This window comes from Helicobacter rappini (genome assembly GCF_900198625.1).
Classification (GTDB): domain Bacteria; phylum Campylobacterota; class Campylobacteria; order Campylobacterales; family Helicobacteraceae; genus Helicobacter_A; species Helicobacter_A rappini.
This window is the reverse complement of sequence record NZ_FZPK01000078.1, coordinates 1-12,443: the sequence shown is the minus strand read 5'-3', so window position 1 is coordinate 12,443 and position 12,443 is coordinate 1. Positions and strand designations below refer to the sequence as shown.

The following is a 12,443-nucleotide window of genomic DNA, read 5'->3' as shown; positions in this document are numbered from 1 at the left end:
ATTCTCTACTTAATGGATTTTATAAGCTTTTATTGTGTAGTTTTATATGCTTTATTAGCACATAAAACATACTTTAATATGTAGTAATGTTTTTGTGTATCCTTTTTTAGAATGCATTCTAAAATACACATAAGATACAAACAAAAAAACATCATGTGGAAGTAAAAAAAAGGAATTATAACATATAAGTATATTATAAAACACTTATGCAAAAAACCCTTTATTTAAGGCTTTTGTGTGTTTGTGTGTGGGGTGCTAGTGAATATAAAAAGCCAATAATAACATGCATTGCAACACAATAAGGATAATTATGACACCCCCCCCCCCCATATATATAATCAAACACGAGATACACAACGCACAGCACTACACTCTACTATTTGGAAAATTGTTGATGAATTACGCGGAAGCGTTGATGGCTGGGATTTTAAAATGTATGTTTTAGGATTCTTATTCTATCGTTTTATAAGTGAGAATCTTGCAGAGCATATTAATGCCAATATGCGTGAATGCGGTGAAATAGACTTTGATTACACACACTTAAGCGATGAAGAGATCATTAAAGATAATGATATTAAAGAGAATATCATAAATCAAAAAGGCTTCTTTATTATGCCAAGTGAGCTTTTTATTAATGTCCTACAAACACATAAAAGTGACACAACAAATCTAAATGCAACCTTAAGCAATGTCTTTAGAAATATAGAATATTCAAGCATAGACACTAAAAGTGAAAACGACTTTAAAGGTTTGTTTAATGATATTGATGTCAATTCTAGCGCTAACTTAGGCGAAAGATCCCTTATTAAACGCAATGAAAGGCTTTATAAAGTAATGAAGGAAATCTCAAAACTTGATTTGGATTATAGCGATAACGCTATTGATGCTTTTGGCGATGCGTATGTATGTCTTATGCGTATGTATGCAGGTAGTGCGGGTAAAAGTGGTGGTGAGTTTTTTACCCCGCAGGAGGTAAGCCATCTATTAGCAAGGCTTGTTAGCTATGGTAAGCAAAGTGTAAATAAAGTCTATGACTCAGCCTGTGGGAGCAGCTCACTGCTTTTACAATTTGCTAAAGTGCTAGGCAAAAATAATGTCAAAAATGGATTCTACGGACAAGAGATAAATCCTACAAGCTATAATCTCTGTCGTATCAATATGATTTTGCATAATGTAGGCTATGAAAACTTTGATATTTCTCTAGGTGATACATTTTTAGAGCCAAAGCACGAAGATGATGAGCCTTTTGATGCTATTGTCTCAAATCCCCCTTATTCTATCAAATGGGCAGGTGATTCTAATCCACTTCTTATAAATGACCCACGATTTGCTCCCGCTGGTGTCTTGGCCCCTAAATTTTATGCGGATTTAGCCTTTGTTATGCATATGCTCTCTTGGCTCTCTCCCTCTGGCACTTGTGCGATTGCAGCATTCCCCGTTGTGCTTTATCGTGGTGGTGCAGAGAAAAAGATACGCAAATATTTAGTAGATAATAACTTTATAGATTGCCTTATCCAGCTTCCGCCAAATTTATTTTTCGGCACAAATATCGTTACTTCTATCATTGTATTAAAGAAGAATAAGCAAAATAACAAAGTCTTATTCATTGATTCAAGTGAGCTTTTCAGCAAGGTTACAAATAAAAATATATTAGAAATTAATCACATCATTACTATTGTAGAAGCTTATGCCAAGCGTGAAAATAAAGAGCATTTTTCTTCTTTAGTAAATTTTGAAGAAATACAGGCAAATGATTACAATCCAAGCGTTTCAAGCTATGTAGAGCAAAAGGATACGCGTGAAGTCATAGACATTAAAACCCTAAACGCAGAAATTAGCCAAATTGTAGAAAAGCAAAATAGCCTAAGAATACAAATAGATTCTATTGTAAAATCCCTAGAAAATGCGAATTGAATGAAAGGTGTGATTAAATGAAAAGCTTGAAACTCATTTTAGAACACACAAACGCTAAATCTACCATAGTCGCAGAATTTACCCCAAGTAAAAAGAGCAGATTCTAGCTATCAAAGTGAAGCGGTATTAGAAGAAGAGTTTATCGCTAAATTACAATCACAAGGCTATGAATACGCTAAAATCACTAATGAAGCAGACTTAGAATCTAATCTTAGATTAAAGTTACAAGAATTAAATTCAATAACACCAAGCGATACAGAATGGACGAATTTTTTTAACAAAGTCTTAGCTAAAAGTAATGATTCCATTGTAGAAAAAAGTATCTTAATACAAGGGGAATATATTCAACCATTAGAAAGAGATGATGGCAGTTTTATAAATATTGAGCTTATAGATAAAGAGCATATACATAAAAATTCCCTGCAAGTTATTAATCAATATCAAGCCACCACAGAAGCACAATCGCACCGATATGATGTAACTATTTTAGTAAATGGTCTGCCTTTAGTGCATATTGAGCTAAAACGGCGAGGTGTAAGCCTACACGAAATCTTTAACCAAATCAATCGCTATGGCAAAGAAAGCTTTTTTGCTGGAAATGCCCTATTTGAATTTGTGCAAATTTTTGTTATCAGTAATGGCACACAAAGCAAATATTACTCAAACACTACACGAAACTTTCATATCAAACTGCCAAAACCTCCCATAGTTTTGAATTTACAAGTTATTTTAGCGATGAGAAAAATAACATTATAAACGACCTTATAGACTTTGCCAAAAGCTTTTTTGCTAAACATACACTACTAAATATTATCTGTCATTACTGCGTACTTGATGTAGATAGAAAACTTTTAGTTTTGTGACCCTATCAAATCGCTGCGTGTGAGAAAATCTTGCAAAGACTTGCTATAAGTTATCACAATGGATTCTATAAAAAAGGCACAGAGCAAAAAAGCGGCGGATTTATATGGCACACCACAGGCAGTGGTAAAACTTTGACTAGCTTTAAAACCGCTCAATTAATAAGCAATATAGCAGAAATACATAAAGTGCTTTTTGTCGTAGATAGAAAAGATTTAGACTATCAAACAATGAAAGAATACGATAGATTTCAAAAAGGTGCAGCAAGTGGTAGTAAAAATACAAAAGAGCTAAAAAATAGACTTATTAACACAAGTAAAGAACATAAGATAATAATCACTACCATTCAAAAGCTCTCCCGCTTCATCACTAAAGCAAATAAAGATAATGAAATTTTTGATAATCATATAGTAATGATTTTTGATGAATGCCACAGAAGCCAATTGGAGCAATGCAAAAACTCATCAAAAAATCCTTTAAAAAACTCTATCTTTTTGGCTTTAGCGGCACACCCATTTATGCAGAAAATGCACAAGGCTTTGAGACTACTGAAAGTGTCTTTGGAGAGTGTTTGCACCGCTATACCATTATCCACGCTATACGGGATAATAATGTCCTGCCTTTTCGCGTAAGCTATCACTCCATAATAAAACAAAAGCAAGATTTTGATACAAGCAAAGATAAGCAAGTAAAAGCCATTGATTACTGATGAAGCTCTGCTATCTCCCCAACGCATAGATTACATTACAAACTACATTTTAGAGCATTTTGATACCCAAACTATGCGTAATGCCAAAGCCTACACCCTAAATGGCAAACGACTAAGAGGCTTTATGCTATCTTTGCTACTCAATCTATCCCTATGGCTATGCAGTATACAAAGAGTTTCAAGCAAAGCTAAATAAGATTCCAGAATCTCAAAGGCTAAAAAAAATAGGCATTATTTACAGCTATGCACCAAATGATGAGCTAGAATCTTTAGAATCTACACAAGAGTTAGAAGAAAACGCAGAGATAAATGCCCTAGAACAATCACAAAGAGATTTCCTAGATTCTGCTATAAGCGATTATAACACAATGTTTAATAGCAATTTTGATAGCTCTGCTGATGGATTCCAAAACTATTATAAAGACTTTTCATTAAGATTAAAAAATCGTGAGTTAGGCCTTGCTATTGTAGTGAATATGTTTTTAACAGGTTTTGATGCCACGACCCTAAACACACTTTTTGTAGATAAGCCTCTGCGTTATCACGGACTTTTACAAGCCTATTCTCGCACCAATAGAATCCTAAATGCAGTTAAGAGCTTTGGCAATATCATCTGCTTTAGAGATTTACAAGAACAAACAGATAAAGCCCTAGCCCTTTTTAGTGATGAAAATGCTAAAAGCATAGTGTTTTTACGCAGTTTAGAAGATTATCTCAATGGCTACATTGATGACAAAGGCAAAAAGCATAAAGGCTATTTAGAATTATTAAAAGAATTACAAGCAAAATTCCCACTCACAAACTTCCTAGAATCCACCCTAACAGAAACGCAAAAAAGGACTTCCTAACAATCTTTGGCAAGTTCTAAAGCTTCATAATATACTTGAAGTCTTTGATGAGTTTGGCGACCAATTGAGCGAACGCGATAAACAAGACTATCAAAGCTACTATATAGAAACCTATCAAAACCTAAAATCCAAACCATATAGGAACAAACAATGAAACAAACACAAAACGACACGCACCCATTAGAATCCTTACTACAACAATACTGCCCTAATGGTGTGGAGTTTAAAGAGTTTAGGGAGCTTTTACAATACGAATGGCCAACAAAACACATTGTAAAAGATACTTCCTATTGTGATGAATATGAAATGCCCGTTTTAACTGCTGGTGCTTCTTTTATCTTAGGCTATACAAATGAAACAAGCGGAATCTATCAGGCAAGTGAAGAGCAGCCTTGTATTATATTTGATGACTTTACAACCTCTTTATATCATAAAAAGCAGAATCCGCATATCCAAATCACACAAGGAAATAGAACGCATTATATACACACTCTCATAGACATGCTATAATAAAAATAAAAATGGATTCTATATGATAACGCGTATTTTGATCAATAAATCACCTGCATTTTCACATATAAAGCTAGATTTGCATAAAGGCTTTAATGTTATAAGCGGGGTAAGTGGTAGCGGGAAGTCTGTATTTTTACATGCAATGCTTAGTGCCTTTGGGTTGAAAGAATCTCATGCAGCATTGGTTGAGATAAATCTTACATTGCGATTGAAAGAGCTTGGCATTTGTTTGGAAGACTTTGGTATAGCAGGAGATCTTGACACAGATGATTTTGATATAAAAGATTCTAATGTTAAAGATTCTACAATACAGGCAGACTCTAATAAGCAAATAGAATCTAAAACAAATAAAGATTCTAAAATGCAACAAGTCTCTAGCACAAATGAAGACTCTGCATTGCAAACAGATATTAATGTGCAAATAGATTCTAATGTGAAAGACTTAGTAGCACAGACAGAATCTAAAACACAACGAGATGCTACTGTAAATAAAGATTTATCATTACAAGCAGATTCCAATCAGCAAAGAGTTTCGGCAATACAGGCAGACAATGATATACAAACAGATTCTGCCATACAAACAGAATCTAAAACAAATAAAAACCCTAACAAACAAAAAGATTCTAAAATAAGCAACAATTCTAAGATAAGCAAAGAGTCCGCAACACAACAAGATTCTATACTACAAACAGACATTCACATGCAAATAGATTCTAACAAGCAACAAGCTTCAACAACACAAGCAAACAAAGATTCTACCAAGCAAAAAACCCCCAGCACTAATCTCGTTATCTCTGTCCTAAAAAAGCAAAATACAAGATATTTTATCAATAATCAAGCGATTTCAAAAAAGAAATTAAGCGAGATAGCACACCATTTTATAAAATACATAAGCATTAAAGATGGCAATGAGCTAGAAAACGACTACATGCTACATATACTAGATTCTATCACCATGCAAAAAGATTCTAAATTTAATGAGATTTTGCAAGAATATAATCAAACCTTCATCGAGCATAAGCAATGCAAGATAAAATTGCAAGAATTAGAAGAAATGCAAAGAAATATTGAAAACCTAAAAGATTTCGCGCAATTTGAGATTGATAAAATCACAAAGGCACAGCCCCAAATTGGCGAGTATGAAAAGCTTATGAGTGATAAAAAGCTATTAAGCAAAAAAGAAAAGGTTATGGAGACTTGCAATAAGGCTTTGCTTGAGCTTGATAGCCTAGATTCTATATATAAAGCTTTTGAATTGCTAAATATTGATAATGCGAGTTTTCTCTCTCATATAATGGAGGCAAGAGGGCATATAGAAAATGGCTTAGATGAGTTTAATAGCCTTGATATAGATATAGAATCTTTACTTGAGAGGATAAGCCTATTAGCAGATATTATCCGCAGATATGGCAGTGAAGAAGACGCACTGAAACACCTTGCCATGCAGCAGCAAAAATTGCAAGAATATGAAAGCATTGAGTTTGATAAAACAAAGATTGAAGAAAAGTTTTTAAACCTTACAAAAAGATTGGAGAATCTTGCAAATATCCTGCATGAAAAGCGAAAAGATTGTTTGCCTATATTTGTAGAAAAGCTAAATTACTATGCAAAAGAGTTGAGATTAGAATCTGTAAGTATAGACCAAAATAAGATTGAATGCTATCAGTATGGACTAGATTCCCTGCAAATCTATCTTGCTTCAAAGCAAAAAAGTGTTTTATCATCTGGCGAGTATAATCGTATGCGACTTGCTATGCTTTGTGTAGCGGCAAGTTACAATACATATAGCGAGGGGATATTAATCCTTGATGAGATTGATGCAAATCTAAGCGGGGAAGAAAGCGAGGGCGTGGCAAAACTCTTGCAATTTTTATCAAAGCATTATCAAGTCTTTGCTATCTCTCATCAGCCCTTTATGCCTTTATTATGCGATAGGCATTATCTTGTGAGTAAAGAGAGTGAAAGCACAAGCACAATCAAGCTTTTAAATAAAAAAGAGCGTATAAAAGAAGTAGCGCGCATGATAAGTGGCTCAAAGCTAGATAAACACGCCCTAAGCTATGCAGAAACGCTTTTGCAACAGCAGCAAAACTCATACTAAGTTGCTACAATAATGGCTTTATAATAAGGACAAACTTAATGGCTAACACGACACAAAATTTAGTTGATTCAAATAACAATATTATATATAAAGAGTTTCCGCCTTTATGGGAGCAGATTAAAGAGGACTTTCACACACCGCAGAAAAAAGACCCAGCTTTCAATCATTTTTTAGAGCTTTTTTTAAATTATCCCGGGCTAATTGCAATCGTGCATTATAGAATCGCACATAGATTCCATAAAAAAGGATTCAAGCTAATAGCCCGTCTCATCATGGGCTGGACGCAGTTTCTAACAAATATTGACATTCATCCCGCAGCTTATATTGGCAGACGAGTGTTTATTGACCATGGCATTGGCGTAGTGATTGGTGAGACCGCACAAATTGGCAATGATGTAACGATCTATCAAGGTGTGAGTCTTGGCGGTGTGAGTTTGGAGAGGACGAAGCGACACCCTACAATCTTGCATAATGCAATCATTGGAGCAGGAGCAAAAGTGCTAGGTGATATTGTGATTGGCGAACATGCAAAGATTGGCTCAAACTCTGTTGTAATCAAAGATGTGCCAGATAAAAGCACCGCAGTTGGCATTCCTGCTAGAGTGATTAATAAAGAAGAAAAAAGCGAAAAGAATGAGAAGCCAACAAGGACAAAATTGCCAGATATAGATCAAAGCATGTTTGAATACATGCTATGCAGGATTAAGATTCTAGAAGATATTCTTACAAATATGCCAGATGATAATACAAAGTGCAAAGACTTTTTACGCAAAAGAAGCGAAGAGTTAAGCACAAAGGAAAAAGAGCTAGGAAAAGCGTATGAAGACTTTTTACAAGCATTAAACAAAAGGGATAAGACAAACTCTTAAATTTAGATTCTAAAGCTTGTCATTTTAAGCATTAGTGCGAAATATCTTTTTTAGAATCTAAGTTATAGAATCTAGGCTTAAAATATTTTGCTATGCTAAACATAAAAAATGCAAGATTCTATAATGCGAAAATGTTAAGACTTCATAGCCAATAAACCTTAGAGAAAAGTCCAAACAAAGTTTAAGCTGTGGATTGTCCCCAAATCTAAATCATTAGATTTGCTGTAGATATTTGCACGATAGGTAATATCGGTATTGACTAAAAGTGGACTTATTTTTAATAAGCCTAAGCCTACTTCAATATATGCTCCATTTGCTTTGAGATTATGCGTCTGGCTAAAATTTGCTCCAGCACCAATTATAATTGAGCCTATGCCTGTAAGCCCTTCTGGGTGGATATATAGCACTCCGCCCACAGAGTGAGTGGGAGCATAAGTGTCCATATAAAGATATTTAAGCCTTACACCAAATCCTATTTCATAATCAGTAAAAGGAATGGATACAGAAGGCTTTAAACCAAATTCATCATTTACAAAGAAATTCCACCCTACACTTGCACCAATGATTCCACCAAATCTATCTTTAGTTACTTTATTTGAATCTATCTTGTTTAAATCTGTGCTAAAGCCATAATGAAATGAAGCTATTTGTAGCCAATTTGCAGTGAAATGTAAAAATCCAGCAAACATGTTTTCAGCCTTTAAGCTCCCACATATCATAATGCTAAATACAAAGATTCTTAATAGTCTCATTTTTTACCCCTTTAATAAACTTTACTTGTAAGTAATTTATAAGCGAGGTTTATTATATTATTATATTTAAGATTCTTATCATGTTTAGTGCAGACAAATATCTAAAACTTAGAATCTAAATTAGACGATTAATCGCAAATAAATCAAATAACTTGTTATATAACAACACATATAGTCACAATGGAATAAAAATTGCTAAAGATTGCGTATTTAAGGATATTGCATAACAAAGGATAGAATATGGCAATCGATTTAGGCGAAGTAACAGGCTCAACAGCCGCAAGAGAAAAGAAAAAAGAAAGCGCACAAATTGCAAATGGATTAGACAAAGATGCGTTTATGAAACTCTTTTTGGAACAATTAAAGAATCAAGACCCAACTTCCCCTATGGAAACTGATAAAATCATCACGCAAACCGCACAACTTACACAAGTGGAAATGCAAGAAGAAAATAAAAAGACTATGAAAGAAGTCGCTCAAGCCATGAAGGCTTCACAAGAAACAAATAAGGCTTTACAAGAGTTTCAAAAAGATATGAAAAAATCGCTTGAAATGCTTAATATGGGTATGGAGGAAAACACTCATGCCACAACACAAGGCGCAAAGGCAAATACGCTTAATGCAGTTTCTATGATAGGTAAAATCGCAGAGACAGACATTATGGGCTTAAATGTTTTAGGCGGTGGTGAAAATCATTTTAGCTTGTATTTTGATAATAAGATTAATGCGTCTCAAGGTAGTCCAGTGATTGAGATTCTAAGTCCAAATAATGAAGTTGTCCGCACTATTTCTCTCACTAATAAAGACGGACAGCAAGGCTATATTGACTTTAATTGGGATGGAAAAGATTCTAAAGGTAATCTTGTAGAACCCGGAAGCTATCAAGTCAAAGCGCACTATAATCTAAACCCAGAGACAAAGCAATATGATGAAACGCGTATAGGCAGGGGTGAGGTCCAAAGTATTATTTATGATAAAGGCACACCACTTATGCGATTAGGTGATAATATTGTGCCTGTGCAAAATGCCCTAGAGTTTTATCCAAAAGGCGATAGTGCGACACATAAAACAATAGAATCTATCAAAGCAGACGCAAATAAAGCAAGAAAGGCGTATGAAGATGACTTAAGTACAGAATCTCTAAGTCAAAAATATGAAAAGATCATTAATGACAGAGAAGCAAAACTTGCCGCTGAAATAGAGGCAAACAAAGATGAAGAGACCTTGCAAGCTGAAGCAGAAGAAGCAAAACGAATCGCAAAAGCAAAAGAGATGAAAAAATATGAAAAAATGCTTGATGCAGCAGATAAAGGCAGACAGCTTGATAAAGAAGAGCTAGATAAACTTTCTGTGAAACCAGAAACTAAGAGTGCAGAATCTGCAGTGAAAGAAACAACAACGAATGCGACAAATACAAATAACGCAAACGCAATAAATGAGAATAACCCGCTTGCATCAATGCTGCAGCAAACAGCACAAAACGAGCAGATTCCAAACAGGCCACAACAAGCTAACCCGTTTAACATGGCAAATGAAATGCAAGCAGAAAGCATGAATGATCCATTTAACGCGATACCACAACAAAATGCAAATTTTCAAAATGAAAACTTAATGGGAAATAGCCCCATGAATAATAATATAATGAATAATAGCATGGGTGCAAATATGGATAACATGGGCAATATAGGTAACACCCCTATGCCACAACAAGCTAGTCCATTTAATATGCAAACACAAGAGCCAAGCTTTGTAACACAGGGATAATACCACCATACACATAGAATCCGCAAGATTCCGCAAATTCATAAAACCACAGAATTCTGTTGCCATTCATCAAGGTTGAGATTGAGAGTCGATACCCCAAAACAATTGCAAGTAAAAAGTATTTCACCTTTTTTCACAAGGCTAGAAGTTTAGTTTGCAACAAAAAACAACAAATAATCTACAACCACGAAAGAATAGAATCTTCTAGATCTTTTGCGTTATAGGTTTGGGTGTGAATCTCTTTTTTATTAAAAAGATCTAAAATACTAGAATCTATTTGTAAGCCATTTTGGGCTATATTACACTCTTTTAAACGCATAAAGATTCTATCTAGGGCTTCTTTATCACTTAATTCTCTCAGCGTATTCTCATCTAGATCGCATAACGCTTTGCATACGACTTTTGCAAACTTTGCAAAATGTGCTGTTGAGATGATTACTTGTGGCGTATCTATGCTTAATTTTTCCTTGCAATATTGTGCGAATAAATACGCATTGCTTGTGTGTGGGTCAAGCACATAGCCTTTTTCAAATGCCATTTTAATGCCTTGCAAACACTCATCATCACTGAAACTTCTTGCTTCAAATATATCCCGCAAAAGCGATAATTCATCTGTGTTTAGTCTAAAATACTGCGTTTCATCGAGTGATTGCATGCACTCTTTTGTCCTTTCTGCACCAAAGTAGGCAAACAAAAGTCGCTCGATATTTGAGCTTTTCAAAATATCCATAGCAGGAGAATACGAGAGTTTTAACTCTTTATTGCGTATGTCATAAACGCCTGTTGTGAAAAATTGCGTCAAAATGTCATTTGGGTTTGAAGCGATACAGATTTTTGTGATAGGTAGCCCCATTTTCTTTGCAAAAAATGCCCCTAAAGCATTGCCGAAATTACCGCTTGGGACAATTACGCTAAATTCATGCAAACCCTTTTTTGCTAGTTCTCTACCAATGATGAAATAATAGACTATTTGAAATGCGATTCGTGCGATATTCACGGAGTTTGCCGCACTTAAAGCATAACCCTTTTTTGCTACCAAATCCCTGAATGTTTCACTTTTCAGCAAAGATTTTAATGTGCTTTGGGCTAAATCAAAGTCGCCTTTTATGCCATATACTTTTAGGTTTTTTGCATCTTGCGTTGTCATTTGCAATCGTTGCACATCACTTGTGCCACCTTGCGGATAAATGCAAATAGCTTTAATATTTTCTCTATTTGCAAAGCCGCTTAATGTCGCAGGACCTGTATCGCCACTTGTGGCACTAAGGATTAAATATCTCTCATTTCTTTGCAGGGCAATGGCTGATAGCAGGGCTGAAAAAGGCTGTAATGCCATGTCTTTAAACGCATAGGTTGGTCCGTGATAAAGCTCTAATGAATACAAGTTTTTCTCTATTTCTACAAGTGGGGCAATATCTTTTGTGCGAAATGTTTCATAGCTTTTTAGCACAGATTCTAAAAGATTAGAGGGAATGTCAATACCTAAATGCGTAAAAATTTTTTCACACATTTTGTTGTATGAGAGAGTGTAGAGATTCTCTAAATTTACTAGAGGCTTTATATCGCAAAATGTATAAAGTCCGCCATATTCTGCATTTGGGTCAAGCATTGCCTGAATAAAGGTCTTGTTTGTATTGTTATTACTTCTTGTTTGAGCGAGTGTTTTTATATTATTTTGTGTTTGCATATTTTCCCTTTTAGATTCCATGTATTATCTATTTGCAAAATCCTATGGAATAGAATTATAACAAAAGTTTCTTTAGTTTCTTTGCTTCGTAGGACAAAGCAGCTAAAGCTTTGTGCGTCTTTTGTGTGAAAAATAGGCTGGTTAGCGAAACAATACAACAAAATACAATATTGATTTCATTGGAATCTACATTAGAATAAAATCCAATTTGATGAAGCCATTTCCACATAAGATTCATATATGAATTTCGTTTAATATACTACTTACTTACAAGAGCTAGATTGGGATTTTAGAGCTTAAAACTTTATTTAATCATGTAAATATAATTTGAATACTCAGAGATTTTTGCATCTCTTAGTGTACAATAATCTCTCAAAATACTTTTAATCATGTTACTTAAATATACAATAATATTTTATTTGTAT

The 12,443-nt window shown here is 34.5% G+C and carries 11 protein-coding genes and 1 pseudogene; 10 read left to right on the top strand and 2 right to left on the bottom strand.

The window, feature by feature from the left end; genetic code table 11:
• Positions 1 to 330 precede the first annotated feature (330 nt).
• From C6H17_RS11590 to cysE, 9 genes and pseudogenes are all read left to right on the top strand, one after another.
• Positions 331 to 1,914, top strand: a complete 1,584-nt coding sequence (locus C6H17_RS11590; protein ID WP_104731460.1) for a type I restriction-modification system subunit M — start codon at positions 331 to 333, stop codon at positions 1,912 to 1,914.
• Positions 1,915 to 2,055: 141 nt separating this feature from the next.
• Positions 2,056 to 2,670 carry a type I restriction endonuclease gene (locus tag C6H17_RS11585; protein WP_080662981.1) on the top strand — a complete coding sequence of 205 codons (615 nt, stop codon included), beginning with the start codon at positions 2,056 to 2,058 and terminating at the stop codon, positions 2,668 to 2,670.
• Positions 2,671 to 2,807: 137 nt separating this feature from the next.
• Positions 2,808 to 3,484 (top strand): annotated as a pseudogene (locus tag C6H17_RS11580) (DEAD/DEAH box helicase family protein).
• Complete coding sequence (locus tag C6H17_RS11575; protein WP_051355083.1) at positions 3,474 to 3,680, top strand: hypothetical protein; 207 nt, start codon at positions 3,474 to 3,476, stop codon at positions 3,678 to 3,680. The pseudogene C6H17_RS11580 and the gene C6H17_RS11575 overlap by 11 nt, the downstream one beginning before the upstream one ends.
• Positions 3,628 to 4,332 carry a type I restriction enzyme subunit R domain-containing protein gene (locus C6H17_RS11570; RefSeq protein WP_418904719.1) on the top strand — a complete coding sequence of 235 codons (705 nt, stop codon included), beginning with the start codon at positions 3,628 to 3,630 and terminating at the stop codon, positions 4,330 to 4,332. Before C6H17_RS11575 ends, C6H17_RS11570 begins: the two co-directional genes overlap by 53 nt.
• 64 nt (positions 4,333 to 4,396) lie before the next feature.
• Positions 4,397 to 4,486: a hypothetical protein gene (locus C6H17_RS12360; RefSeq protein WP_223808316.1), complete on the top strand. Its 90-nt coding sequence runs from the start codon at positions 4,397 to 4,399 to the stop codon at positions 4,484 to 4,486.
• Entirely contained in the window at positions 4,483 to 4,842 is a 360-nt protein-coding gene (locus C6H17_RS11565; RefSeq protein WP_005216872.1) for a hypothetical protein, read from the top strand. The genes C6H17_RS12360 and C6H17_RS11565 overlap by 4 nt, the downstream gene beginning before the upstream one ends.
• Before the next feature lie 22 nt (positions 4,843 to 4,864).
• A complete protein-coding gene (locus tag C6H17_RS11560; protein ID WP_020995464.1) occupies positions 4,865 to 6,946 on the top strand; it encodes a hypothetical protein in 2,082 nt (693 codons plus the stop codon).
• Between the two features lie 38 nt (positions 6,947 to 6,984).
• Positions 6,985 to 7,815, top strand: a complete 831-nt coding sequence (gene cysE / locus C6H17_RS11555) for a serine O-acetyltransferase (RefSeq protein ID WP_005216876.1) — start codon at positions 6,985 to 6,987, stop codon at positions 7,813 to 7,815.
• Positions 7,816 to 7,973: 158 nt separating this feature from the next.
• On the opposite strand, the gene C6H17_RS11550 is transcribed toward cysE, so the two are convergent.
• Positions 7,974 to 8,567: a hypothetical protein gene (locus tag C6H17_RS11550; protein ID WP_005216878.1), complete on the bottom strand. Its 594-nt coding sequence runs from the start codon at positions 8,565 to 8,567 to the stop codon at positions 7,974 to 7,976.
• 240 nt (positions 8,568 to 8,807) lie between these two features.
• Here C6H17_RS11550 and flgD point away from each other — a divergent pair, with 240 nt between their 5' ends.
• Complete coding sequence (gene flgD / locus C6H17_RS11545; RefSeq protein WP_005216881.1) at positions 8,808 to 10,331, top strand: flagellar hook assembly protein FlgD; 1,524 nt, start codon at positions 8,808 to 8,810, stop codon at positions 10,329 to 10,331.
• A 178-nt stretch (positions 10,332 to 10,509) separates the two neighbouring features.
• Here the strand turns inward: flgD and thrC are convergent, their stop codons facing one another.
• A complete protein-coding gene (gene thrC, locus C6H17_RS11540; protein WP_005216882.1) occupies positions 10,510 to 12,018 on the bottom strand; it encodes a threonine synthase in 1,509 nt (502 codons plus the stop codon).
• Positions 12,019 to 12,443: the final 425 nt, after the last annotated feature.